Origin of the sequence: Pseudomonas sp. HN11 (assembly GCF_021390155.1) — a bacterium.
Taxonomy (GTDB): domain Bacteria; phylum Pseudomonadota; class Gammaproteobacteria; order Pseudomonadales; family Pseudomonadaceae; genus Aquipseudomonas.
The window spans coordinates 5867280-5889706 of the sequence record NZ_CP089985.1 but is presented as its reverse complement, the minus strand read 5'-3'; the positions used below and the strand labels follow the sequence as shown (position 1 = coordinate 5889706).

Here is a 22427-nt window from a genome sequence, read left to right as displayed (position 1 = left end):
TCTTCAAGAGGTACGCATGCCCGAGTTACCCGAAGTCGAAACCACCCGTCGCGGTATTGCGCCGCACTTGGAAGGCCAGCGCGTCAGCCGCGTGTTGGTGCGTGAGCGGCGCCTGCGCTGGCCGATCCCGGAAGACCTCGATGTACGCCTGTCCGGCCAGCGCATCGTGCTGGTGGAGCGGCGGGCCAAGTACCTGTTGATCAAGGCCGAAGTTGGCACCTTGATCAGCCATTTAGGCATGTCGGGCAACCTGCGACTGGTGGAGGTCGGCATGCCGGCGGCCAAGCACGAGCACGTGGATGTCGAGTTGGAGTCGGGCCTGGCCCTGCGTTACACCGACCCTCGGCGTTTCGGCGCGATGCTCTGGAGCCAGGACCCGCACAACCACGAACTGCTGATCCGCCTGGGGCCCGAGCCGCTGACGGATCTGTTTGATGGCGAGCGCTTGTTCCAACTGTCCCGTGGCCGTTCGATGGCAGTGAAGCCGTTCATCATGGACAACGCGGTGGTGGTGGGCGTGGGCAATATCTATGCGACGGAAGCGCTGTTTGCGGCGGGGATTGATCCGCGTCGGGCTGCTGGCGGCATTTCGCGCGGGCGTTACTTGAAACTGGCGATCGAGATCAAGCGTGTGCTGGCCGCTGCCATCGAGCGCGGCGGTACCACGTTGCGCGATTTTATCGGTGGCGACGGGCAGCCGGGGTATTTCCAACAGGAACTGTTCGTCTATGGCCGTGGTGGCGAGGCGTGCAAGGTCTGCGGGAGCGAGTTGCGCAATGTGGTGCTGGGGCAGCGCGCGAGCGTGTTTTGCCCCAAGTGCCAGTCTTAGGCTTTACCGGTAATCAACCGATACTTGGCCATCAACTGCTCTTCCGTCTCCGGATGGGCTTCGTCCAGCGGGATGCAATCCACCGGGCACACTTGCTGGCACTGAGGCTCGTCGTAGTGGCCGACGCATTGGGTGCACAGGTTGGGGTCGATCACGTAGATCTCTTCGCCTTGGGAAATCGCAGCGTTCGGGCACTCGGGTTCGCAGACGTCGCAGTTGATGCAATCGTCGGTGATGATCAGGGACATGGAAACTCCTGCCAGGGCCGTCAGCCAAGGCATCTGAAAACTAATGCGCGCAATTGTGCCGCATTGGCGCCCGCAGTGCGAGCGGGCGCCGATAGAGCGGTGTTACTTCTTGAAGCGCAGCGTCAACGCATCCGCTACGGCTGGATGCACGAACTTGGTGATATCCCCGCCCAAAGCGGCGATTTCACGCACCAACGTGGAGGAAATGAACGAATAACGCTCCGACGGGGTGAGGAACAGGCTTTCCACGTCCGGCGCCAGTTGGCGGTTCATATTGGCCAGCTGGAATTCGTATTCGAAGTCCGACACCGCACGCAGGCCGCGCAGGAACACATTGGCGTTCTGCTCTTTGGCGAAATGCGCCAGCAGCGTCGAAAAGCCCACTACTTCCACGTTGGGCAGGTGCTTGGTGACCTCGCGCGCCAGCTCCACGCGCTGTTCCAGGGGAAACAGCGGGTTTTTCTTGGGGCTGGCCGCGACCGCGATGATCACATGGTCGAACAAGCGTGAGGCACGCTCGACCAGATCGCCATGGCCTTTGGTAATCGGGTCGAAGGTTCCTGGGTACAACACTCGGTTCATCGCGTCGTCCTGGCGGAGTCCGTTGGGGAACCGGATGGTATCGCAGCCATCCCGGTCGGCCAAGTCGACTTATGTAGATACATGCCGCTGATCGCGCGTTTTTTCATGCTGTTTTCAGACGTTCGGCCAATGCTGTCGCCAGTTGAGCGGTCAATCCATACACCGACAATTGGGGGTTGGCCCCAATGCTGGTGGGGAAAAGCGAGCCATCGTGGATCGACAGGTTGCGCAACTGATGGTGGCGACCGAGGCTGTCGGTCACTGCATTTTTCGGGTCTTCACCCATGGCACAACCGCCCATCACATGGGCGCTGCCCAGGCAGGTGCGGTGCAGTTCCAGGGTGAGTTCTTCGATCATTGTGCGGGCTTCGCCCAGGGTTTTCACGTAGCGCGCATCGTGATGCAACGGCTTGACCGACTTGGCACCGGCGGCGAACTGGATCTCGGCCATGCTGTGGAACGCGCGGCGCAAGCCGTCCCATGTGTAATCCGACACTTGGTAGTCGAGCACCGGCGTGCCATCGCCACGTAGCTCCACGCTGCCGCCGGGGCTGTCGGGGTGGAAACCATCGCGCAGCAGCGCCAGCATCGCGTGAGTATTGGGTAATTGGCTCATGTCCAAGGCGTTCTGAGTGCCATAGCCGCCTAACAACGTGCTGGCCAACGCAGGATGTAAGGGCGGTGCTTCCAGTTTGTAGGACATTTTTCCAGTGGTGCCGTCCTGCCACTGGAAATGGTCGGAATAAATCGATTGTGGCGCGCCGTAGAAAGGGTTGATCACCTCGTCGAACAATCCGGCGGAGAAATTCACCAGGTGCAGGAAGGTGCGTTTGCCCAGCCGCGAATGCGGGTCGGGAGCGTCCGAGCGCATCAGCAATGCCGGGCTGTTGATGCCGCCGCCGGAGAGCACGTAGTGCTTGGCCTTCACGGTGATCTTGCGGCCAGTCGGCGCTACGCACAGGTTATCCATGGCCACGCATTCCAGGCTGCTGATCGTGTCGCCGCTGTAGATGAGGCGTTCGGCGCGGGCCAGGTAAAGGAGTTCACCGCCCTTTTCCAAGGTGGACGGAATCGTGGTCACCAGCATCGACTGCTTGGCATTGACCGGGCAACCCATGCCGCAATACCCCAGGTTGAAGCAGCCGCGCACGTTGCGCGGGATCACGTGCCAGCTATAGCCGAGCTTTTCGCAGCCTTTGCGGATCACGTCGTTGTTGGGGTTCGGCGGCAAGGCCCAGGGCGCTATGCCCAGGCGTTGCTCCATTTTTTCAAACCAGGGCGCCATCTCGGCGCTGCTATGGCCCTTTACTGCGTATTCGCTGGCCCAGTGACTGAGGGTGGCGTCCGGCGTACGGAAGCTCGACGTCCAGTTGATCAGCGTAGTGCCGCCCACCGCGCGACCCTGCAGGATGGTGATCGCGCCATCCTTGCTCATGCGACCGATGCCCTCCTGATACAGGCTGGTGTAGGCCTCGTCTTCCAACAGCTTGAAATCGCTGCTGGTCTTGAGCGGGCCTTCTTCGATCAGCAGCACCTTGTAGCCGGCGGCGCTGAGGATTTCGGCGGTGGTGCCGCCACCGGCGCCGCTGCCGATGATTGCAACATCGGCTTCCAGGGTCAGGTCGTTGTCGAGGGCGGCGCCATTGTGGGTTTTCCAGCCACGGGCCATGCCGTCGCGGAACAGGTCGGGTACGGGCATCAGGGGCGTCTCTAGTTTTTATTGTGGAGGAGGCGATTCAAATTTTCGGCGGGCCGGGGTAGCCGCAATGCACCCAGGACGCCGGTCGGAAGTACCAGGCCATGATCACCAACTTGAGCAACGAACCCTGGCCCATGCGCAGCAGGTTCAGGGAGCTGTTTTCCCAGCGGTGCAGGAAGTTGCGGATCTGTTCGCCGCTGGCGTTTTCCCAACTGCCCCAGATCCCGGTCAACGGCCCTCGAGTGATGCCCATGCCCAGCACGTCGAACAGTTGCTGGGTGAGTTTGAACATTTCCGGCGACAGGTGCTGCAGGCTGTAGTCGAGTTTTTTCAACGTCTCTTCAATTTCTGCGGCAATTTCCTGGGCGCTGGCGGCACCTTCGAGCAATACCGGAGTCACCGCCCGCAAAAAGGGCAGGTCGCTGGCGCGCAGCATGGCAAACCCGCTGGCAGGGGTGCTGCTGGAGCAGCCGCTGAGGCTGGCGCCCAGCCCGGCAGTTGCCAGGAAAGCACTGGCACACAGGCCGATTTTCAGGACGCCGCGCCGCGATAGCGCAGGTGTTTCAGTCAGGCTGGGGTTCATTGTTATTGTGGTCCCGTGGGTGGCGGATTCAGCGAACAAACAGCTTCTGGATCAGCTTCTGGATGGCTTTGCCGTAGGGCGGGTAGATTAGCTTCGCCGCGTTCAGGCGCTGTTTCACCAGCACGCCCTTGGCTTTGCTGAAGGTGAGGAAGCCTTCGTGGCCGTGGTAATGGCCCATGCCCGACGGGCCGATGCCACCGAATGGCATATCGTCCTGGGCCACATGCAGCAAGGTGTCGTTCAGGCACACGCCGCCAGAATGGGTTTCGTGAAGCACACGGTTCTGTTCGCCCTTGTTGTAGCCGAAGTAATACAGAGCCAGTGGGCGAGGGCGCTGGTTGATGTAGGCAAAGGCCTGATCGAGCCCCCGATAGGGCACGATCGGTAGCACCGGGCCGAAGATTTCGTCCTGCATCACGGTCATGTCATCGCTGACGTTCAACAACAGGCTGTGGGCCATGCGTCGCGCCTGGCCCTGCTCGTACAGCGGGATAAGGGTGGCGCCCTTGTCGGTGGCGTCCTTGACGTAGGCATTCAGCCGGGCCAATTGCCGCTCATTGATGATGGCGGTGTAGTCCGGGTTGTCGGCCAGGTTCGGATAAAACCCGCGGACGGCCTGGGTGTAGGCCTCGACAAATCCCTCGACGCGATCTTCCGGCACCAGCACGTAGTCCGGTGCCACGCAGGTTTGCCCGGCATTCAGCGCTTTACCGAAGGCGATGCGCTCGGCGGCGTCCTTGAGCGGCACATCGGCGGATACGATGGCGGGCGACTTGCCGCCCAATTCCAGGGTGACCGGCGTCAGGTGTTCAGCCGCCGCACGCATCACATGCTTGCCAATGCTGGTGGCGCCGGTAAACAACAGGTGATCAAAGGGCAGCTTGGAGAACGCCATGCCGACTTCGGCCTCACCCAGCACCACGCACACCAGGTCCTCGGGGAAAATCTTCGCCAGTAGCACCTTGAGCAGCTCACCGGTGGCTGGGGTGGATTCGCTCAGTTTGAGCATCACCCGGTTACCCGCCGCCAATGCGCCGACCAACGGGCCGATGGCCAAGTACAACGGGTAGTTCCAGGGCACGATCACCCCGACCACGCCCAAAGGCTGGTAGATGACTTTGGCCGAGGCGGGTTGGAAGGCAATGCCCACAGCGCGTCGGGAAGGTTTCATCCAGCCCTTGAGGTGTTTGCTGGCATAGTGAATGCCATGCAGGCTGGGCATCAGTTCGGCGAACAGGGTTTCGTCAGTGCTGCGGTGGCTGAAGTCCTGGCTGATCGCGTTGATCAGCGCCTGGCGCTCGTCACTGAGCAGGTCGCGCAGGGCCTTGAGCCATTGCAGGCGCTGGGCCGCCGGCGGCATCGGGTTGGCCGCGTAGGCACGGCGCTGGGTGTCGAACAGGCCTTGGAGTTGATCCAGCGCCTGGGAATCTTGCAGGTAGGCAACGTTGGCAGACATGGCGGCGTTCCCGATTGTTATAGGTCTGCCTGGGTTTTAGAGTCATTACTCTAAATTGTCAAATGTCATTACGGCCAGATGCGGATTTATCCTCGCAAGAATAGGCCGTAAGATGCCTCATCACGTGTACAGAAGCTGATCCCCCTATGGCACCACGAGTAAAGACCAGCGAGCGCATTGTGCAAACCAGCCTGGAGCTTTTTAACCAGCAGGGCGAGCGCAGTGTGAGCACCAACCACATCGCCGCCCATATGGAAATTTCGCCGGGCAACCTGTACTACCACTTCCCCAACAAGCAGGCGATCATCGCTGTGCTGTTTCGCGAATACGAAGCCCTGGTGGACAGTTTCCTGCGTCCGCCCCAAGGCCGCGCCGTCACTGTCGAAGACAAGCGTTTCTACCTGCAGGCCGTGTTGGCCGGCATGTGGCGCTACCGTTTCCTGCACCGCGACCTCGAACACCTGCTGGAAAGCGACCCCGAACTGGCCACCGGCTATCGGCGCTTTTCCCAGCGCTGCCTGACCCAGGGCGGCGCTATTTACCAAGGGTTTGTCGACGCCGGCATCCTCAATATGGACCCGGTACAAACCGAAGCCCTGACCCTCAATGCCTGGATCATCCTCACGTCCTGGGTGCGTTTTTTGTGCACCACCAACGAAAACTCTGCCCACTTGAGTGCTGAGGCGATCAAGCGCGGGGTCTATCAGGTGCTGGTGCTGGAGGCTGGGTTTGTGACGCCTCAGGCAAAAGAGGCAGTGGATGCATTGTTTAAAGAGTTTTACGTGCCGTTGAATCAGGCACTGGAAGAAGTGAAGTAGGACCTTTCCCGAATCTGTTCATAGGAGTCCGTCATGCCGCTTGCCCAATTGATCGCCCCCCAGCAGCTGGCCGAGCGCCAGAAGTCGGCCGGGGTGGTGATCCTCGATTGCCGCTTTGCCCTGGAAGACCCGGACTACGGGCTCTGCAGCTACGCCGAAGGGCATATCGAGGGCGCGCAGTACGCTGACCTGGAACGCCACCTCAGCGGGCCGGTGACCAAGGGCGTGACCGGTCGCCATCCGTTGCCGGCCGCGGATACCTTCGCCGAACAATTGCGTGCCTGGGGTATCAATGCCGACACCGATATTGTGCTGTATGACGACGGCCCTGGTGCCTATGCCGCTCGGGCATGGTGGTTGCTGGTCTGGCTGGGCAAGCGTGATGGCGTCTTTATTCTGGATGGTGGCCTCAAGGCCTGGCATGCAGCCGGTTTCCCGCTGAGTCTGGACGCACCGGTGGTTGAGCCGGGCACCTTCGCCGGTACGCCGGACAACCGCTTGCTGTTGGACGCCGAACACCTGCAAAAACGCTTGGGCCAGCCGGGACTGACACTGATCGATGCCCGCGCTCAACCACGCTTTCGCGGTGAAGTGGAGCCCATAGACCCGATCGCCGGGCATATCCCTGGCGCACAATGTGCGGCCTTCAACGAAAACCTGGGCACCGACGGCAGGTTCCTCCCGGCTGAACAGCTCAAGCAGCGCTTCGCCGCTCAATTGCAGGGACGCTCGCCGGATGAACTGGTGGCGTACTGCGGTTCTGGCGTGACGGCATGCCATAACCTGTTCGCCCTGAGCCTGGCGGGTTATCCGTTGGGCAAATTGTATGCGGGGTCGTGGAGCGAGTGGATTACCGATCCGGCGCGGGCCATTGCTACCGGCGACTGAGCAACCAGGCGGGAATGCGGCGCTCCAGGTAATAACCGGGGCGCGTGAGGGTTCCATCGACAAAACCGACATGCCCACCTTTGGCCAGCAGCTCAAACTCGGTGCACGCCGACAGTTCGCTCGCCTCGGGCAGGCTGTGGGCGAACACAAACGGGTCATCGGCAGCCTGGATGATCAGGGTTGGCGTGCGGATGTCGCCCAGATAATAGCGGCTCGACGCACGGCGGTAATAATCCTCGGCACTCAGAAACCCGTGCAGCGGCGCGGTGACCCGGCCATCGAAATCCCAAAAGGTACGCATCTTTTCCAGTGAGCCAAGGGCTTCCAGGGCCTTGAGCCCGTCTGCCCGGCCATCCTGGAGAAAACGGCTCTGCTTGACGCGGATATACGCCAGCATCTCACGCATGAAATGCTTCTGATAAATCCGCGAAAAGCCCAGGCCGATGCGGTCCGCACACTGATCCAGACGAAACGGCACCGACACCGCCGCTGCCCCTTCCAGTCCCGATGCCGTACCGGTTTCGCCCAGATGCTTGAGCAGCACGTTGCCGCCCAGGGAATAACCCACTGCATACAACGGCGCCAACGGGCGTTTGGCCCGCAGATGGGCAATCGCCGCCGCCAGGTCTTCGCTGGCACCGGAGTGATAGCTGCGCGCCAACAGGTTCGGTTCGCCCGAACAACCCCGCCAATTCAACGCGGCGCTGGCCCAGCCTTGCGCAGCCAAGGCTTTTTGCAGACCGGACACATAGGGCGAGTTGGAGGAACCGGTCAGCCCGTGCAGTACCAGCACCAATGGCGCTTGCGCGTCGTGGGGGCCGTGCCAGTCGAGGTCGAGGAAGTCGCCATCTTCCAGCCACAGGCGTTCGCGTTGGCGTTCGATGTGGGTGGTGGGGCGCCACAACGGCCCCCACAGTGTTTGCAGGTGGGGATTGCCGAGGCCGAAGGCGGGGATGAACAGGGTTGAAGAGGGGATCATTAGAATCTCGGTAGCAAGCGAACCCACTGTGGCGAGCGAGCTTGCTCGCGCTGGGCAGCGTAGCAGCCCCCATCAAGAACATCGCAATTATTCAACCAGAACACCGATGCCGGTATTTGGGCTGCTGCGCAGCCCAGCGGGAGCAAGCTCCCTCGCCACAACAGTTCACCAGTGCTATACGGCGCTGCGGTGCCACAACGCGTAATACACCCGCCCGGATTTCTGCTCCCGGTGCAGGCGCCAGCTTGCCGGCAAGCCCAGGGTCGAAGGCGCGGTCTCGCTTTCAGTGTAGATCCACGCATCCGGTGCCAGCCACTGGCGATCTTCCAGCAGCGTGCACACGGTCGGCAGCAGGTTCTGGTTGAACGGCGGGTCGAGGAACACCACGTCGTATTCGCTGGCCGGCTGGGTCTCGAGGTAGCGCAGTGCGTCGGCTGTTTGCACCTGACCGGTGGTGCAGCGCAGGGTGCCCAGGTGTTCCTTGAGGCTGGAGACGGCGATATTGCTCGCATCCAACGCCTGGCCCAGGGCGGCGCCACGGGACAGTGCCTCCAGGAACAGCGCGCCGCTGCCCGCGAAGGGGTCGAGCACCTTGGCTCCGGCAATATACGGCGCAAGCCAGTTGAACAGGGTTTCACGCACGCGGTCCGGCGTCGGGCGCAGGCCCACGACGTCGGGGAAGCTCAGCTTGCGGCTGCGCCATTCGCCACCAATGATGCGCAGCTGGCCCACACCGTTATGCACGTTGTGGACGGGTTTTTTCGGGCGAGATGAACTGGCCATTAATGCTCCGGAACCCCGAGCGGCTGCTCGGCGGGTTTATCAGTGGGGGGCGGTAGTGGCTTTTGCGCAATCGTCGGGCCGGCGGTCACGATGACCATCTTGTCGGCGCTCAAGTGTTTGTTCATGGCAGCCTTGACCTGCTCTACGGTCAGGGCCTGAGATTGTTTCATGAAATCTTCCAGATAGGTCAGCGGCAGGTTATAGAAACCCATCGCACCCAACTGCCCGGCGATATCGGCGTTGCTTGCGGTCGACAGCGGGAAGCTGCCGGCCAGCTCGCGCTTGGCGTCATCCAGTTCCTTTTGCGTCGGGCCGTTTTTGAGGTAGTCGGCGACCACGTCTTCCACCAGGCGCAGGGTGCCGCCGCTCATTTCGGCGCGGGTCTGCAGGTTGATCATGAACGGGCCGCGCACCTGCATGGGTGAGAAACCGGAGTACACGCCATAAGTCAGGCCGCGTTTTTCGCGGACTTCGCTCATCAAGCGGGTGCCGAAACCACCGCCGCCGAGGATCTGATTGCCCAGGGACAGGGCAGCATAGTCCGGGTCGGCACGGTCGATGCCCAGTTGGGCGAACAGCAGGTGCGTCTGCTTGGACGGGAATTCGATGCGGTTCAAACCCGGCTTGGGTTCGGTCGGCTGGGCGATTTTTGGCAAGGCCGGCCCTTTAGGCAGCGAGGCGGAAATCTTGCCTGTCATGGCTTCGGCCTCGGCGCGGGTCAGGTCACCGACCACCGCGATTACCGCGTTGCCGGCAGCATAGGCTTTGGCGTGGAAGGCCTGCAACTGCGCCAGGGTAATCTTCGGAACGCTTTGTGGCGTGCCTTCGCTCGGGTGCGCGTAAGGGTGATCGCCATAAAGGCGTTTGAACAGCTCAAGGCTCGCCAGCTTGCCGGGGTTCTGCTTCTGGTACTCGAAGCCTGCGAGGATCTGGTTCTTGATCCGCGCCAGGGAGTCGGCCGGGAAGGTCGGCTTGCCGATCACCTGGTCAAACAGGTTCAGGGCGGCGTCGCGTTTGTCGCTGTCACTCAGGCTGCGCAGTGACACCAGCGCCATGTCGCGATAGGCGCCATTGCCAAAGTCTGCGCCCAGCCCTTCGAAGTCACGGGCGATCTGGCTCACGTCCTTGCCCGGCACGCCTTCGTTGAGCATGGCGTTGGTCATCAGCGCCAGGCCCGGCACGTTGCCGTCCTGGCTGCTGCCGGCGGCGAACAGAATGCGCACGTCGAACATCGGCAGTTCATGGGCTTCGACGAACAGCACCTTGGCGCCTTCGGCGGTGGTCCAGGTTTGCACGTCGAGCTTGCGGTTGCTCGGTGCCTTATCGTCCAGCTCCGCCAGGGATTGCAGCTTGTTGCTCGACTGGGCTTTTTCCAGCGCCGGGCTGGCAACCGAGTCGCTCGGACGCAGGAAGTACACGGCGCTGGCGGCGATCAGGGTGACCGCGATCAGGCTGGGGAAAATCAGGCGGCTGCTTTTGCGATCACTCATGAGCGGTCTCCAGAGGCAAGACATGGGCGACGCTGAGACGTTCGCGGGTGAAATAGGTGCGCGCGGCTTTCTGGATATCTTCCGGGGTCACGCTTTGCAGGTCGGCAAGCTCCGTGTCCATCAGTTTCCAGGACAGGCCGACGGTCTCCAGGGAACCAATGGCCGTGGCCTGGCTGGTGATGGAGTCACGCTGGTAGACCAGGCCGGCAATGACCTGGGCGCGGATGCGTTCCAGCTCTTCGGCGGTCGGTGGCTTCGCTTTCAGCTCTTCCAGCAGGCGCCACAGGCCGGCTTCCGCTTGTGCGACGGTCTTTTTCTTCTGCTGGTTGGGGGTGGCGGTCAGCATGAACAGGGTGTCGCCACGGGTGTAGGCGTCGTAGTTGGTGGAGGCTGCTGAGACCAGCTCTTCACCGCGCTCCAACTGCTCGGAGATGCGGGCACTGTAGCCGCCGTCCAGCAAGGCGGAGATCAGGCGCAAGGCCTGTACCGAACGTTTGTCTTCGGCGGTGGCCAGGGCCGGCACGTTGAAGCCCAGGATCACGCTCGGCAGTTGGGTCTGCACCTTCATGGTCAGCAGGCGCTCGCCGGGCTCGGCCAGTTCCATCGGGATCTTGGCCGGTGGCACGTCACGCTTGGGAATCGGGCCAAAGTAACGTTGGGCCAGGCTCTTCACTTCGTCCGGGGTGACGTCACCGACCACCACCAAGGTGGCGTTGTTCGGCACGTACCAGGACTGGTACCAATGGCGCAGTTCTTCGACCTTCATGCGGTCCAGGTCAGCCATCCAGCCGATGGTCGGCGTGTGATAGCCGCTGGCCGGGAATGCCATGGCCTTGAAGCGCTCGTAGGCCTTGGACATCGGGTTATCGTCGGTGCGCAGGCGACGCTCTTCCTTGATTACCTCGATTTCGCGGCTGAACTCATCGGCCGGCAGGCGCAGGCTGGCCATGCGGTCGGCTTCCAGCTCGAAGGCAACGCCCAGGCGGTCACGGGCCAGTACCTGGTAGTAGGCGGTGTAGTCGTCGCTGGTGAAAGCGTTCTCTTCGGCGCCCAGGTCGCGCAGGATCAGCGAGGCTTCGCCGGGGCCGACCTTGTCGCTGCCCTTGAACATCATGTGCTCCAGGGCGTGGGACAAACCGGTCTGGCCCGGGGTTTCGTAGCTCGAACCGACCTTGTACCAGACCTGGGAAACCACCACCGGCGCTCGATGATCTTCGCGTACGACGACCTTGAGGCCGTTGTCCAGGGTGAATTCATGGGTGGGTTGTGGGTCGGCAGCAAGAGCTGAAAGAGGCAGACAAACTGTGCTGAACAGCAGGCCTGCGGCGCGGCGGGCTAGAGCATTCATTCGTTTTTAAACCTGTTGGGCTGCCCGCTTGGTCTTAGCGTCGGCGGGCGAGGAGGTGCTAGGATACTGATCCGACCTAGGGACGGCCACTATGGCTGTCTTGTAAAGGCCCTATTTTGGCCTTACAAAATGTTGCGCATGAACGAGCTGGCTAAAAAACAGTCTGTTACGCATCGAATTTTATTTACCGGCGCGCCCCTTGGCGCGTCGCTACCTTGAGATAGCCGTCTCCATGTTTGGTTCCAACGACGACAAGAAGACCCCAGCTGCGGCTGGCGAGAAAAAAGGCCTGTTCGGATGGCTGCGCAAAAAGCCGCAGGAAACCGTCGACGAACAGCCACAGGTTCAAGCCGAACCGATCCCTGAGCCTATAGTAGAAGCCGAACCGGTTGCCGAAACCCCGGAGCCGGTGGTGTTGCCGATGGCCGAGCCGGTGCTGCAGCCGGTGGCCGAGCCTCAACCAGAACCAGAACCAGAGCACAAGCCGTGGCCGGCACTGCCGGTGGCCGAAGAACCCGTAGCGCTGGTTGAAGATGTGCAGGCTGAGCACGTGGCTCCGCCAATTCCGGCTGTGGTTGAAGTCGCTGCGCCAGCCGTTATCGAGCCAGAGCCCGTGGCTGCTGTTGTCGAAACCAGCAAAACCGGCTTCTTCGCCCGCCTCAAACAAGGCTTGAGCAAGACCAGCGCCAGTATCGGCGAAGGCATGGCCAGCCTGTTCCTCGGCAAAAAAGTCATTGATGACGAACTGCTGGAAGACATCGAAACCCGCCTGCTTACCGCCGACGTGGGCGTCGAAGCCACCGCCGTGATCATCCAGAGCCTCACCCAGAAGGTCGCGCGCAAGCAGTTGACCGACGCCGACGCCCTGTACAAATCCCTGCAGGCCGAGCTGGCCGCGATGCTCAAACCGGTGGAAGCACCGCTGGTGATTACCCCGAACAAGCCGTTCGTGATCCTGGTAGTGGGCGTCAACGGCGCCGGCAAGACCACTACCATTGGCAAACTGGCCAAGAAGCTGCAGTCCGAAGGCAAGAAAGTCATGCTGGCCGCCGGCGACACCTTCCGTGCCGCTGCGGTTGAGCAGTTGCAGGTCTGGGGCGAGCGCAACAAGATCCCGGTGATTGCCCAGCACACTGGCGCAGATTCCGCATCGGTGATCTTCGACGCCGTGCAAGCCGCCAAGGCCCGTAACATCGACGTGCTGATCGCCGATACCGCCGGTCGCCTGCACACCAAAGACAACCTGATGGAAGAGCTGAAGAAAGTGCGCCGCGTGATCGGCAAGCTGGATGCAGACGCGCCGCACGAGGTGCTGTTGGTGCTGGATGCCGGCACCGGCCAGAACGCCATCAGCCAGGCCAAACAATTCAACCAGACGGTGCAACTGACCGGCTTGGCATTGACTAAGCTCGACGGCACGGCCAAGGGCGGCGTGATCTTCGCCCTGGCCAAACAGTTCGGGTTGCCGATTCGTTATATCGGCGTCGGTGAAGGCATCGACGACCTGCGCACCTTTGAAGCCGAACCCTTTGTACAGGCACTGTTTGCCGAGCGGGAGCGTTCATGATTCGATTCGAACAGGTCGGTAAACGCTATGCCAACGGGCATGTGGGCTTGCATGAGCTGAGCTTTCGGGTGCGTCGCGGCGAGTTTCTGTTTGTAACCGGGCACTCCGGTGCCGGCAAAAGTACCTTGTTGCGCCTGCTGCTGGCCATGGAGCGCCCGACCACCGGCAAGTTGCTGCTGGCGGGCCAGGACCTGGCCACCATCAGCAACGCGCAGATTCCGTTCCTGCGCCGCCAGATCGGCGTAGTGTTCCAGAACCACCAGTTGCTGTTCGATCGCACTGTGTTCAACAACGTGGCGCTGCCGTTGCAGATTCTTGGGCTGTCCAAGGCCGAGATCGTCAAACGTGTGGATTCAGCCCTGGAGCGCGTGGCGCTGTCGGACAAAACCGACCTCTACCCCGGAGACCTGTCCACCGGCCAGCAACAGCGCGTCGGTATCGCCCGTGCCATCGTTCACCGCCCAGCCTTGCTGCTGGCGGACGAACCCACCGGTAACCTCGACCCGCGCCTGGCGGCCGAGATCATGGGCGTGTTCGAAGACATCAACCGCCTGGGCACCAGCGTGCTGATCGCCAGTCACGACCTCGCGTTGATCGCGCGCATGCGCCATCGCATGCTGACCTTGCAACGCGGCCGCTTGATCGGTGACGGGGAGGCCGGCGTATGAGTGCAACACGCAGCCCTAAAGTCTCCGAGCGCGTGGCGCCGAAACCGGCCGACCCGCAGCCGCCGAAGAAAAAACACGATCACGACGATGACGGTCCGGACTTCAGCACCTTGCTGCGCGCCTGGATCGAAAGCCATCGCGCTAGCCTGGTCGACAGTCTGCGTCGCCTGGGCAAACAGCCGATCGGCAGCTTTTTCACCTGCCTGGTGATGGCGGTGGCCCTGAGCCTGCCGATGGGGTTGTCGCTGCTGCTGAATAATGTGGAGCGCCTGGGCGGTTCCTGGCAGCGTGCGGCGCAGATTTCGCTGTACCTGAACATTGATGCCAGCGCCAAAGATGGCGAAGCGTTGCGCGATGACATCAAGCACATCCCAGGCGTGGCGGATGCCGAGTACATCAGTCGCGATCAGGCCCTTGAAGAGTTCCAGCAGCAATCCGGCCTGGGCGAGGCGCTTAAAGAGCTGCCGCAGAACCCGTTGCCGGGCGTGGTGCTGGTGACGCCGAATGAAGTGGACAAGCCGGCGCTGGAAGCCCTGCGACAAAAACTCGCGGAGATGCCCAAGGTGCAACAGGCGCAGCTTGATCTGGTCTGGGTAGAGCGCCTGGCGGCGATCCTCAAGCTGGGCGACCGCTTTGTGTTCGGCCTGACGGTGCTGTTGGTGTCTGCATTACTTTTGGTGATAGGTAATACTATTCGTCTTCATATTGAAAACCGTCGCACCGAGATAGAAGTGATTAAACTGGTCGGCGGCACGGACAGCTATGTGCGTCGTCCTTTTCTGTACATGGGCGCGCTTTATGGCTTCGGTGCCGGGATTTTGTCCTGGGGAGTGCTGGCATTTGGCCTGGACTGGCTGAACGACGCGGTGGTCGGGCTTGCCGGCCTCTACGGCAGTGATTTCGCACTGGCCGGCGTGCCGGTAGCCGATGGTCTGAGCCTCTTGCTTGGCGCAGTATTGTTGGGGTATATCGGTGCTTGGATTGCGGTCGCTCGTCATTTACGCGAGTTGGCGCCCAAGTAGTTAATGTCAGATTAATGTGGTTTCGTTTGTATTGACCGTATTGGTGGTTTAGGGAACTTGTCCTACGGTTCCCGGTCAATTTTCGCAGTGCTTCACTGCACGAGTTATGTGAGTCGGAGGTTTTTTCGTATGACCACTTCTTTGCAACCTGCTTATGCCTTGGTCCCGGGTGCGAACCTGGAAGCCTATGTGCACACGGTAAACAGCATTCCTTTGCTGACGCCCGAGCAGGAGCGTGAACTGGCCGAGAGTCTCTACTATGAGCAGGATTTGGGGGCGGCTCGGCAGATGGTGCTCGCCCACCTGCGTTTTGTCGTACATATCGCCCGTAGCTATAGCGGCTACGGCCTGGCCCAGGCTGACCTGATCCAGGAAGGCAACGTCGGCCTGATGAAGGCAGTGAAACGTTTCAACCCTGAAATGGGTGTGCGCTTGGTGTCGTTTGCCGTGCACTGGATCAAGGCGGAAATCCACGAGTTCATCCTGCGCAACTGGCGCATCGTGAAAGTGGCGACCACCAAGGCCCAGCGCAAGCTGTTCTTCAACCTGCGCAGCCAGAAAAAACGCCTGGCGTGGTTGAATAACGAGGAAGTTCACCGTGTGGCCGAAAGCCTGGGCGTGGAACCTCGTGAAGTGCGCGAGATGGAAAGCCGCCTGACCGGCCATGACATGGCCTTCGACCCGGCCGCTGAAGCGGACGACGACAGTGCCTTCCAATCGCCGGCCAACTACTTGGAAGACCACCGGTACGACCCGGCGCGTCAACTGGAAGACGCCGACTGGAGCGACAACTCCAACCACAACCTGCACGAAGCGCTGGAAGTGTTGGACGACCGCAGTCGTGACATTCTTTACCAGCGTTGGCTGGCGGAAGAGAAAGCCACGCTGCACGACCTGGCGCAGAAGTACAACGTGTCGGCCGAGCGGATTCGTCAGCTTGAAAAGAGCGCGATGAATAAGCTGAAGTTGTCGATCACTGCCTGAAACGCGGTTCCGAAAACAACACGATCGAATGTGGAAGCGGGCTTGCTCGCGAAAGCGGAGTGTCAGTCACCGAAAATGTTGACTGAACCACCGCATTCGCGAGCAAGTCGAATCGTCGCGCCGCCGCTCCCACAATTGTTTTTTGTATTGTGTCAGTCGGACCAAGGGGCTTTGCGCGAATTGTTCAGCTCAAGCAGGTAGCTATCGCCTCCCAGCTGCCCCATCTGCTGCCGAATCCACGCCGCACGCCGCGCCACGTAAGCCGTCGGATGACTGGCACTCCACACCCGAGGGTTGGGCAGTACTGCGGCCAGATAGCTGGCCTGCTGCCGCGAAAGCCCTTTGGCACTCACCCCAAAGTGATGCCGCGCCGCCGCTTCTGCGCCAAATACGCCTTCATCCCATTCAACGCTGTTGAGGTACACCTCAAGGATCCGCTGCTTGGGCCACAGCACCTCGATCAACCCGGTAAACCACGCTTCCAGGCCTTTGCGCAGATAACTGCGGCCGGCCCACAGGAACAGGTTTTTCGACACCTGTTGGCTCAACGTACTGGCGCCGCGAATCGAGCCACCGCGTTCGTTGTGCAGGATGGCGGCCTGGATCGCGCCGAAGTCAAAACCCCAATGCTGCGGGAAACGCTGGTCTTCACCGGCCATCACCGCCACTTTGAGGTCATCGGAGATCTCGTCCCACGGCACCCAGTTGCGCTGCAAGTCAATGGGCTCGCCGTCGAACCAGGATTCGACCTTGCGCTCCACCATCAGTGCAGTGAACGGCGGCGGGACGACGCGAAACAGCAGCACCAGCAGCACACTGCCGATGGCGAACCATTTCACGACATTGAGAAAGCGTTTGAAGAGGAGACGCAGCATAGAGATGGCTTGGCCGAACCCGTTGAGCGGGCCATTATACAGACCCGGCCCTTTGAGTCTGACTGGAGTTCCTCATGTTGCGTGGCTTTCTGATGTTGGCTGCCTTTTTCGGCTTTACCGGTGTCGCGCTTGGTGCGTTCGCCGCCCATGGCCTGAAAAACCGCCTGAGCACCGAGTACCTGGCGATCTTCCATACCGGCGTGACTTACCAGCTGGTGCATACCCTGGCGCTGTTCGGCGTGGCTTTGTTGGCGGCGCATATTCCAGGTCGATTGGTCAATTGGGCGGGTCTCTCGTTTACCGTCGGCATCCTGCTGTTCTCCGGCAGCCTGTATGTGTTGACCATGACCGGGGTCAGCAAACTCGGGATTATCACACCGTTTGGTGGCCTGGCATTTCTGCTTGGATGGTTCTTCCTAGGCCTCGCAGCCTGGCGCTTGCAGCTGACCGCTTGACGCTCGGAGCTGACCTTCAGGCCCCAATCGCGCTAGAATGCGGGCCCCTTAAAACGATGGCGGCCCGTGGCATGCGCATTCAGTTGAACGGCGAATCCTTTGAACTGCCCGACGGCGAAACCGTTGCGGCCCTGCTGACCCGTCTGGACCTCACCGGACGTCGCGTCGCAGTGGAACTCAACCTGGATATCGTCCCGCGTAGCCTGCACGCCGAAACTGCGCTCACCGAGGGAGACCAGGTCGAAGTGGTCCACGCCATCGGCGGCGGCTAGCCGCGCAGCTTCCTGAATTCTGCAGAACCTCACCCCATTTCGAGGATTTCCCATGAGCATCGTCCGTAACGACAAGCCCTTCGTCCTGGCCGGTCGTACCTTCCAGTCCCGTCTGCTGGTCGGCACCGGCAAGTACCGCGACATGGAAGAAACCCGCCTGGCCATCGAAGCCTCGGGCGCCGAGATCGTCACCTTCGCCGTGCGCCGCACCAACCTCGGCCAGATCGAAGGCGAGCCGAACCTGCTTGAGGTGCTGTCGCCGGATCGCTACACCTTCCTTCCGAACACCGCCGGCTGCTACGACGCCATCGAAGCCGTGCGCACCTGCCGTCTGGCCCGTGAGCTGCTCGACGGCCACAACCTGGTGAAGCTGGAAGTGCTGGCCGACCAAAAAACCCTGTTCCCCAACGTGATCGAAACCCTCAAGGCCGCCGAAACCCTGGTCAAGGAAGGTTTCGACGTGATGGTCTACACCAGCGATGACCCGATCATCGCGCGACAATTGGCGCAAATCGGCTGTATCGCCGTGATGCCGCTGGCGGGACTGATCGGTTCCGGCCTGGGTATCTGCAATCCGTACAACCTGCAGATCATCCTCGAAGAAGCCAAGATCCCAGTGCTGGTGGATGCGGGCGTGGGCACGGCCTCCGACGCAACCATCGCCATGGAGCTGGGCTGCGACGCAGTGCTGATGAACTCGGCCATCGCCCATGCCCAGCAACCGGTCATGATGGCCGAGGCCATGAACCACGCCATCGTCGCGGGCCGCCTGGCCTACCTCGCCGGTCGCATGCCGAAAAAACTCTACGCCAGCGCTTCCTCGCCGCTGGATGGTCTGATCAAGTAAGAGCCATTGATGACTGAATCAAACGAAACGCCGAACACCCTTGCAGCGGGCGACGAGTCCAAGCACCGCCGTATCAAGAGTTTTGTGATGCGCGCAGGTCGCATGACCGAAGGCCAGCAAAAAGGCCTGGAGCAAGGTGCGCCGCTGTACGTGTTGCCCCTGGCCGACACGCCGGTGGACTACGATCAGGTGTTCGGCCGTTCGGCCCCGCGTTCCCTGGAAATCGGTTTCGGCATGGGCCACTCTCTGCTGGAAATGGCCGCCGCCGCGCCGGACCAGGACTTTATCGGTGTGGAAGTGCACCGCCCAGGTGTCGGCGCGCTGCTCAACGGTGTGCTGACCCAAGGGTTGACCAACTTGCGGGTCTACGACTGCGACGCGATCGAAGTGCTCAACCGCTGCATCGCCGACAACAGCCTCGACCGCCTGATGCTGTTCTTCCCCGACCCCTGGCACAAAGCCCGTCACCACAAACGTCGTATCGTCCAGGCCTCCTTTGCGGAGCTGGTGCGTAGCAAGCTCAAGGTTGGCGGCATCCTGCACATGGCCACCGACTGGGAACCGTATGCGGAATATATGCTGGAAGTGATGAACGTCGCCCCCGGCTACCGCAACATCGCCGAAGACGGCAAATGCGTGCCACGCCCGGCTGAGCGCCCGATCACCAAGTTTGAACGCCGCGGTGAGCGGTTGGGGCATGGGGTTTGGGATTTGAAGTTCGAGAAAATCGACTGACAAGCCACTGGCTTGGAATACGGTCAAAAATGTGGGAGCGAGCAAGCCCGCTCCTACATTTGTATCTGTGTTGGCGTGGGGGTCAGCGGCGGTCTGCTACTACGCCAATCAGTACCAACACGACCACCAGAACTGGCGCCAGGCTGTAGTTATTGAACTGGCTCAAGCCCCGCACAATCCACGGCGTGGCGTAGATCAACGCAGCGCCGCTGCCGATCATGCACACCAGCGCCATCAGCGGTACGCGCAATGCACCTGCGATGCTGCCCAGGCGGGCTTCCACCCAGCCTTTGATATCGGCGCCAAACAGCACCAGCAGACAGCCGACGAGGGCCAGGGAGATTTCTGATAGGTTGCTGCGGCTCCAGCGGGATACGGTGGCGAGCAGGTCGAGTACCAAATCCATTCGATTTCCTTAAGAGCGTCAGCTCAAAAACTTCTGCAACAGGTCATTGAGAAAGAGTTGCCCGCGGTCGGTCGCCGCCAGGCGTGACGGTTCGACCTGCATTAAGCCACTTTGTTCTGCCTCGCGGCGACCTTCATCGAGGCTCGCCAGTTCCAGGCCGGTACGCTCGGCGTAGAGCTTGGCCTCGACGCCATCGGTGAGGCGCAACGCGTTCATCAGGAACTCGAACGGCAGTTCTTCGTTGGTCAGTTCTTTCGCGCCGGCCTGAAAGTTTTTGGCCGGGTTGAGGTAGTCCTTCGGAGCTCGGGTCTTCCAGGTGCGTACGATGCGCCCGTCGGGGTGGCTGAGCTTGCCGTGCGCACCGGCGCCAATGCCGATAAAGTCGCCGAAGCTCCAGTAATTGAGGTTATGCCGCGCCGGGCGGCCGGGCTGGGCGTAGGCCGATACTTCATACTGCGCGTAACCGTGTTCAGCGAGCAGGGCCTGGCCGGCCTCCTGGATATCCCACAGTGTGTCGTCTTCCGGCAGCGCAGGTGGCTGGTTCCAGAATACGGTGTTCGGCTCTAGCGTAAGTTGGTACCAGGACAGATGCGTCGGCTTCAGCGCGATGGCTTGGCGTAAGTCGCTCAGGGCATCGTCCAGGGATTGATCGGGCAAGCCGTGCATCAAGTCCAGGTTGAAGTTGTCGAACCCGGCCTGGCGCGCCATGCCAGCGGCGCGCACGGCTTCGTCGCCATTGTGGATACGGCCGAGGGCCTCAAGCTTTTCCTGCTGGAAGCTCTGGATGCCGATGGACAGGCGATTGATCCCCAGCTTGCGATACGCGACGAACTTCTCTTGCTCGAACGTACCGGGGTTGGCTTCCAGGGTGATTTCGATATCACTGGCAAACGGGATGCGCGCTTCCACACCTTTGAGCAGTCGACCCAATGCAGCGGCGCTGAACAGGCTCGGCGTACCGCCGCCAAAGAAGATCGAACTCAGTTCTCGACCGTACACGGCGTGCAGGTCCTGATCGAGGTCGGCCAGCAGGGCGTCCACATACTCTTCTTCCGGCAGCACTTTACTGGCGGTGTGGGAATTGAAGTCGCAATAAGGGCATTTGCGCACGCACCACGGGATGTGGATATACAGCGCCAGGGGCGGCAGCACAGGCAGGGCCGCCCGAGGTGTTTGCGCGCCGCCGTGGATCAGCGGCTGCGCAGAGGTGTTCTGGGTCATTTCAGGCTCAGGCGTTGGCGCAGCAAATCCATTGCGCGAGCACGGTGGCTGATCTGGTTCTTGTCGGCCGGGCTCAGTTCGGCGCTGGAGACATTGCGCTCCGGCACCCAGAACAGCGGGTCATAGCCAAAGCCGTGTTCGCCACTGGCCGCATGCAGGATGCGCCCGTACCACAGGCCTTCGCACAGGATCGGCAGCGGGTCATCGGCATGGCGCACCAGGGCCAGCACGCAGACGAACTGCGCGCCGCGCTCAGCGTCCGGCACGTTTTTGAGTGCGTCGAGCAGCTTGGCGTTGTTGGCAGCGTCGCCCTTGCCGTCGGCATAACGCGCCGAATAGATGCCCGGCGCGCCGCCGAGGAAATCCACCGCCAGCCCCGAGTCATCCGCCAACGCCGGCAGCCCGGAGATGCGTGCGGCATTACGCGCCTTGAGGATGGCGTTCTCGACGAACGACAGGCCGGTCTCTTCCGGCTCTACCTGGCTGAACTCACCAATGGAGCGCAGTTGCACGGAGTCGCCGAGCATCGCCTGCAATTCTTTGAGTTTGCCGGCGTTGTGGCTGGCCAGTACGAGTTGGGTGAGTTTCATCATTCGGCCGGAAACAGTTCTTGGTTGAATTGGAAGCTATGGGCTTTGCCGCCGGTTTCAACGTTGATGGTAAACGTCTTGTATTCCCGCTGGGTCACGGAGTAAGGCGCGAGATAATTGACGCCGCCTTTTTCGTTGATTTGCTTGAAGGTCAGGATCTCGCTCTTGCCACCCAGGTCCTTGATGGTGCCGGTGACTTGCGCGGCGACTGGGGTCACGCCTTTGATCACGGTCACGTTGATCAGGCCCTTCTCCTTGCTGCGCACCACGCCGACCTTCTGGGCGGTTTCCGGTTGCAGGAAGCTGGAGGTGAAGGTGTTGTAGTGCACGGTGATGTCACCGAAGTCTTTCTTGCGGTTAGCGTCTATAGCGTCCGCGGCCATGGCGCTGGCGCCCAGGCAGGCGGTCAATAGAAAAATAGCCAAACGACTCATGAGCGTCCCTCTTGAAGATGATTAGACGGCAATCTTGTGGTCGGTCAGGCCAGGACTGCTGACCCGGTAAATACCAATTTCGCCCAACAGGTTGGGCCATAGTTTACTCGCCCAGCCGTGGCGGTGCTGCTGATCGACGGCCAGGCGGTTGATCACCTTGGCTTCACGCTCGCCACACAAGGCTTCGAAGTCTTCGAAGGTGCAGAAGTGGATGTTCGGCGTGTTGTACCAGGTGTAGGGCAGGAAGTCCGACACCGGCATGCGGCCCTTGGTGGCCAGGTACCAGCGGCAGCGCCAGTGGCCGAAGTTGGGGAAAGTGATGATGCACTGGCGGCCGACGCGCAGCATTTCATCGAGGATCCGGTCCGGGTAGTGCACCGCCTGCAGCGCCTGGGTCATCACCACGATGTCGAAGCTGTTGCTGGCAAAGTTACCCAGGCCCTTGTCCAGGTCCTGCTCGATCACGTTGATGCCCTTGGCCACGCACTGGGCGATGTTGTCCGGGTCGTTTTCCAGGCCATAGCCGGTGACCTGCTTGTTGTCACGCAGCCAGCTCAGCAGTTCGCCATCGCCGCAGCCCAGGTCGAGCACGCGGCTGCCGGCGGGGATCCATTCTTGGATGATTTCCAGGTCGGCTCTCATGGCGTT

At 61.2% G+C, this 22427-nt stretch carries 26 protein-coding genes; 11 read left to right on the top strand and 15 right to left on the bottom strand.

The window, feature by feature from the left end; genetic code table 11:
* Nucleotides 1-16: 16 nt before the first annotated feature.
* Nucleotides 17-829: a bifunctional DNA-formamidopyrimidine glycosylase/DNA-(apurinic or apyrimidinic site) lyase gene (mutM, locus tag LVW35_RS27090; RefSeq protein ID WP_233892786.1), complete on the top strand. Its 813-nt coding sequence runs from the start codon at nucleotides 17-19 to the stop codon at nucleotides 827-829.
* Here the strand turns inward: mutM and LVW35_RS27085 are convergent.
* The 5 genes from LVW35_RS27085 to LVW35_RS27065 form a co-directional block, all read right to left on the bottom strand.
* Nucleotides 826-1077: a YfhL family 4Fe-4S dicluster ferredoxin gene (locus LVW35_RS27085; RefSeq protein ID WP_017139475.1), complete on the bottom strand. Its 252-nt coding sequence runs from the start codon at nucleotides 1075-1077 to the stop codon at nucleotides 826-828. The two genes, mutM and LVW35_RS27085, sit on opposite strands and share 4 nt — an antisense overlap.
* Before the next feature lie 102 nt (nucleotides 1078-1179).
* On the bottom strand, nucleotides 1180-1659 hold the full coding sequence (gene coaD / locus LVW35_RS27080; protein ID WP_003176711.1) for a pantetheine-phosphate adenylyltransferase: 480 nt from the start codon (nucleotides 1657-1659) through the stop codon (nucleotides 1180-1182).
* A 103-nt stretch (nucleotides 1660-1762) separates the two neighbouring features.
* Nucleotides 1763-3358, bottom strand: a complete 1596-nt coding sequence (locus LVW35_RS27075) for a GMC family oxidoreductase (RefSeq protein WP_233892785.1) — start codon at nucleotides 3356-3358, stop codon at nucleotides 1763-1765.
* Between the two features lie 37 nt (nucleotides 3359-3395).
* A complete protein-coding gene (locus LVW35_RS27070) occupies nucleotides 3396-3941 on the bottom strand; it encodes a twin-arginine translocation pathway signal protein (RefSeq protein WP_233892784.1) in 546 nt (181 codons plus the stop codon).
* 28 nt (nucleotides 3942-3969) lie between these two features.
* Nucleotides 3970-5397 (bottom strand): coniferyl aldehyde dehydrogenase, encoded by a 1428-nt coding sequence (locus LVW35_RS27065; RefSeq protein ID WP_233892783.1) that lies wholly within the window; start codon nucleotides 5395-5397, stop codon nucleotides 3970-3972.
* Nucleotides 5398-5543: 146 nt separating this feature from the next.
* On the opposite strand from LVW35_RS27065, the gene LVW35_RS27060 reads away from it, so the two are divergent.
* Nucleotides 5544-6215 carry a TetR/AcrR family transcriptional regulator gene (locus tag LVW35_RS27060; RefSeq protein ID WP_016976019.1) on the top strand — a complete coding sequence of 224 codons (672 nt, stop codon included), beginning with the start codon at nucleotides 5544-5546 and terminating at the stop codon, nucleotides 6213-6215.
* 33 nt (nucleotides 6216-6248) lie between these two features.
* Nucleotides 6249-7103 (top strand): sulfurtransferase, encoded by an 855-nt coding sequence (locus LVW35_RS27055; RefSeq protein WP_233892781.1) that lies wholly within the window; start codon nucleotides 6249-6251, stop codon nucleotides 7101-7103.
* On the opposite strand, the gene LVW35_RS27050 is transcribed toward LVW35_RS27055, so the two are convergent.
* The 4 genes from LVW35_RS27050 to LVW35_RS27035 form a co-directional block, all read right to left on the bottom strand.
* Nucleotides 7090-8082 carry a hydrolase gene (locus tag LVW35_RS27050; protein ID WP_233892780.1) on the bottom strand — a complete coding sequence of 331 codons (993 nt, stop codon included), beginning with the start codon at nucleotides 8080-8082 and terminating at the stop codon, nucleotides 7090-7092. The genes LVW35_RS27055 and LVW35_RS27050 overlap by 14 nt on opposite strands.
* Nucleotides 8083-8256: 174 nt before the next feature.
* A complete protein-coding gene (gene rsmD, locus LVW35_RS27045; RefSeq protein WP_233892778.1) occupies nucleotides 8257-8865 on the bottom strand; it encodes a 16S rRNA (guanine(966)-N(2))-methyltransferase RsmD in 609 nt (202 codons plus the stop codon).
* A complete protein-coding gene (locus LVW35_RS27040) occupies nucleotides 8865-10355 on the bottom strand; it encodes a M16 family metallopeptidase (protein ID WP_233892777.1) in 1491 nt (496 codons plus the stop codon). Before LVW35_RS27040 ends, rsmD begins: the two co-directional genes overlap by 1 nt.
* Entirely contained in the window at nucleotides 10348-11703 is a 1356-nt protein-coding gene (locus LVW35_RS27035; protein WP_233892776.1) for a M16 family metallopeptidase, read from the bottom strand. Before LVW35_RS27035 ends, LVW35_RS27040 begins: the two co-directional genes overlap by 8 nt.
* Nucleotides 11704-11935: 232 nt before the next feature.
* On the opposite strand from LVW35_RS27035, the gene ftsY reads away from it, so the two are divergent.
* The 4 genes from ftsY to rpoH all read left to right on the top strand — a co-directional run bounded on the left by ftsY (nucleotide 11936) and on the right by rpoH (nucleotide 15944).
* Complete coding sequence (gene ftsY, locus LVW35_RS27030; RefSeq protein WP_233892775.1) at nucleotides 11936-13270, top strand: signal recognition particle-docking protein FtsY; 1335 nt, start codon at nucleotides 11936-11938, stop codon at nucleotides 13268-13270.
* Nucleotides 13267-13938, top strand: coding sequence for a cell division ATP-binding protein FtsE (ftsE, locus tag LVW35_RS27025; protein WP_003234627.1), 672 nt, complete (start codon nucleotides 13267-13269; stop codon nucleotides 13936-13938). Before ftsY ends, ftsE begins: the two co-directional genes overlap by 4 nt.
* The gene (ftsX, locus tag LVW35_RS27020) at nucleotides 13935-14960 is read left to right on the top strand and encodes a permease-like cell division protein FtsX (RefSeq protein ID WP_233892774.1); all 1026 of its coding nucleotides are present in this window, start codon (nucleotides 13935-13937) and stop codon (nucleotides 14958-14960) included. Before ftsE ends, ftsX begins: the two co-directional genes overlap by 4 nt.
* Before the next feature lie 129 nt (nucleotides 14961-15089).
* Entirely contained in the window at nucleotides 15090-15944 is an 855-nt protein-coding gene (rpoH, locus tag LVW35_RS27015) for an RNA polymerase sigma factor RpoH (protein ID WP_233892773.1), read from the top strand.
* A 152-nt stretch (nucleotides 15945-16096) separates the two neighbouring features.
* Here rpoH and mtgA read toward each other — a convergent pair whose 3' ends face one another.
* Nucleotides 16097-16819 (bottom strand): monofunctional biosynthetic peptidoglycan transglycosylase, encoded by a 723-nt coding sequence (gene mtgA / locus LVW35_RS27010; RefSeq protein ID WP_233892772.1) that lies wholly within the window; start codon nucleotides 16817-16819, stop codon nucleotides 16097-16099.
* A gap of 74 nt (nucleotides 16820-16893) precedes the next feature.
* On the opposite strand from mtgA, the gene LVW35_RS27005 reads away from it, so the two are divergent.
* The 4 genes from LVW35_RS27005 to trmB all read left to right on the top strand — a co-directional run bounded on the left by LVW35_RS27005 (nucleotide 16894) and on the right by trmB (nucleotide 19128).
* The gene (locus LVW35_RS27005) at nucleotides 16894-17274 is read left to right on the top strand and encodes a DUF423 domain-containing protein (RefSeq protein ID WP_233892771.1); all 381 of its coding nucleotides are present in this window, start codon (nucleotides 16894-16896) and stop codon (nucleotides 17272-17274) included.
* A 71-nt stretch (nucleotides 17275-17345) separates the two neighbouring features.
* Complete coding sequence (gene thiS, locus LVW35_RS27000) at nucleotides 17346-17546, top strand: sulfur carrier protein ThiS (protein WP_015886354.1); 201 nt, start codon at nucleotides 17346-17348, stop codon at nucleotides 17544-17546.
* Nucleotides 17547-17598: 52 nt separating this feature from the next.
* Entirely contained in the window at nucleotides 17599-18393 is a 795-nt protein-coding gene (locus LVW35_RS26995; RefSeq protein ID WP_233892770.1) for a thiazole synthase, read from the top strand.
* Between the two features lie 9 nt (nucleotides 18394-18402).
* Nucleotides 18403-19128, top strand: coding sequence for a tRNA (guanosine(46)-N7)-methyltransferase TrmB (gene trmB / locus LVW35_RS26990; RefSeq protein ID WP_233892769.1), 726 nt, complete (start codon nucleotides 18403-18405; stop codon nucleotides 19126-19128).
* Between the two features lie 82 nt (nucleotides 19129-19210).
* Here trmB and LVW35_RS26985 read toward each other — a convergent pair whose 3' ends face one another.
* The 5 genes from LVW35_RS26985 to metW are packed head-to-tail and all read right to left on the bottom strand — an operon-like array spanning nucleotide 19211 to nucleotide 22421.
* Nucleotides 19211-19534, bottom strand: a complete 324-nt coding sequence (locus LVW35_RS26985) for a DUF3392 domain-containing protein (RefSeq protein WP_016972961.1) — start codon at nucleotides 19532-19534, stop codon at nucleotides 19211-19213.
* Nucleotides 19535-19552: 18 nt separating this feature from the next.
* The gene (gene hemW / locus LVW35_RS26980; RefSeq protein WP_233892768.1) at nucleotides 19553-20755 is read right to left on the bottom strand and encodes a radical SAM family heme chaperone HemW; all 1203 of its coding nucleotides are present in this window, start codon (nucleotides 20753-20755) and stop codon (nucleotides 19553-19555) included.
* A complete protein-coding gene (rdgB, locus tag LVW35_RS26975; RefSeq protein WP_233892767.1) occupies nucleotides 20752-21348 on the bottom strand; it encodes an RdgB/HAM1 family non-canonical purine NTP pyrophosphatase in 597 nt (198 codons plus the stop codon). Before rdgB ends, hemW begins: the two co-directional genes overlap by 4 nt.
* Nucleotides 21345-21779: a DUF4426 domain-containing protein gene (locus LVW35_RS26970; protein WP_233892766.1), complete on the bottom strand. Its 435-nt coding sequence runs from the start codon at nucleotides 21777-21779 to the stop codon at nucleotides 21345-21347. Before LVW35_RS26970 ends, rdgB begins: the two co-directional genes overlap by 4 nt.
* Before the next feature lie 21 nt (nucleotides 21780-21800).
* On the bottom strand, nucleotides 21801-22421 hold the full coding sequence (gene metW, locus LVW35_RS26965; RefSeq protein ID WP_010207236.1) for a methionine biosynthesis protein MetW: 621 nt from the start codon (nucleotides 22419-22421) through the stop codon (nucleotides 21801-21803).
* Between the last annotated feature and the right edge of the window lie 6 nt (nucleotides 22422-22427).

Excerpts from the sequence above, each read along its gene's own strand:
- mutM (WP_233892786.1), top strand. The coding sequence starts at position 17 with ATGCCCGAGTTACCCGAAGTCGAAACCACCCGTCGCGGTATTGCGCCG.
- LVW35_RS27085 (WP_017139475.1), bottom strand. The coding sequence starts at position 1,077 with ATGTCCCTGATCATCACCGACGATTGCATCAACTGCGACGTCTGCGAA.
- coaD (WP_003176711.1), bottom strand. The coding sequence starts at position 1,659 with ATGAACCGAGTGTTGTACCCAGGAACCTTCGACCCGATTACCAAAGGC.
- LVW35_RS27075 (WP_233892785.1), bottom strand. The coding sequence starts at position 3,358 with ATGCCCGTACCCGACCTGTTCCGCGACGGCATGGCCCGTGGCTGGAAA.
- LVW35_RS27070 (WP_233892784.1), bottom strand. The coding sequence starts at position 3,941 with ATGAACCCCAGCCTGACTGAAACACCTGCGCTATCGCGGCGCGGCGTC.
- LVW35_RS27065 (WP_233892783.1), bottom strand. The coding sequence starts at position 5,397 with ATGTCTGCCAACGTTGCCTACCTGCAAGATTCCCAGGCGCTGGATCAA.
- LVW35_RS27060 (WP_016976019.1), top strand. The coding sequence starts at position 5,544 with ATGGCACCACGAGTAAAGACCAGCGAGCGCATTGTGCAAACCAGCCTG.
- LVW35_RS27055 (WP_233892781.1), top strand. The coding sequence starts at position 6,249 with ATGCCGCTTGCCCAATTGATCGCCCCCCAGCAGCTGGCCGAGCGCCAG.
- LVW35_RS27050 (WP_233892780.1), bottom strand. The coding sequence starts at position 8,082 with ATGATCCCCTCTTCAACCCTGTTCATCCCCGCCTTCGGCCTCGGCAAT.
- rsmD (WP_233892778.1), bottom strand. The coding sequence starts at position 8,865 with ATGGCCAGTTCATCTCGCCCGAAAAAACCCGTCCACAACGTGCATAAC.
- LVW35_RS27040 (WP_233892777.1), bottom strand. The coding sequence starts at position 10,355 with ATGAGTGATCGCAAAAGCAGCCGCCTGATTTTCCCCAGCCTGATCGCG.
- LVW35_RS27035 (WP_233892776.1), bottom strand. The coding sequence starts at position 11,703 with ATGAATGCTCTAGCCCGCCGCGCCGCAGGCCTGCTGTTCAGCACAGTT.
- ftsY (WP_233892775.1), top strand. The coding sequence starts at position 11,936 with ATGTTTGGTTCCAACGACGACAAGAAGACCCCAGCTGCGGCTGGCGAG.
- ftsE (WP_003234627.1), top strand. The coding sequence starts at position 13,267 with ATGATTCGATTCGAACAGGTCGGTAAACGCTATGCCAACGGGCATGTG.
- ftsX (WP_233892774.1), top strand. The coding sequence starts at position 13,935 with ATGAGTGCAACACGCAGCCCTAAAGTCTCCGAGCGCGTGGCGCCGAAA.
- rpoH (WP_233892773.1), top strand. The coding sequence starts at position 15,090 with ATGACCACTTCTTTGCAACCTGCTTATGCCTTGGTCCCGGGTGCGAAC.
- mtgA (WP_233892772.1), bottom strand. The coding sequence starts at position 16,819 with ATGCTGCGTCTCCTCTTCAAACGCTTTCTCAATGTCGTGAAATGGTTC.
- LVW35_RS27005 (WP_233892771.1), top strand. The coding sequence starts at position 16,894 with ATGTTGCGTGGCTTTCTGATGTTGGCTGCCTTTTTCGGCTTTACCGGT.
- thiS (WP_015886354.1), top strand. The coding sequence starts at position 17,346 with ATGCGCATTCAGTTGAACGGCGAATCCTTTGAACTGCCCGACGGCGAA.
- LVW35_RS26995 (WP_233892770.1), top strand. The coding sequence starts at position 17,599 with ATGAGCATCGTCCGTAACGACAAGCCCTTCGTCCTGGCCGGTCGTACC.
- trmB (WP_233892769.1), top strand. The coding sequence starts at position 18,403 with ATGACTGAATCAAACGAAACGCCGAACACCCTTGCAGCGGGCGACGAG.
- LVW35_RS26985 (WP_016972961.1), bottom strand. The coding sequence starts at position 19,534 with ATGGATTTGGTACTCGACCTGCTCGCCACCGTATCCCGCTGGAGCCGC.
- hemW (WP_233892768.1), bottom strand. The coding sequence starts at position 20,755 with ATGACCCAGAACACCTCTGCGCAGCCGCTGATCCACGGCGGCGCGCAA.
- rdgB (WP_233892767.1), bottom strand. The coding sequence starts at position 21,348 with ATGATGAAACTCACCCAACTCGTACTGGCCAGCCACAACGCCGGCAAA.
- LVW35_RS26970 (WP_233892766.1), bottom strand. The coding sequence starts at position 21,779 with ATGAGTCGTTTGGCTATTTTTCTATTGACCGCCTGCCTGGGCGCCAGC.
- metW (WP_010207236.1), bottom strand. The coding sequence starts at position 22,421 with ATGAGAGCCGACCTGGAAATCATCCAAGAATGGATCCCCGCCGGCAGC.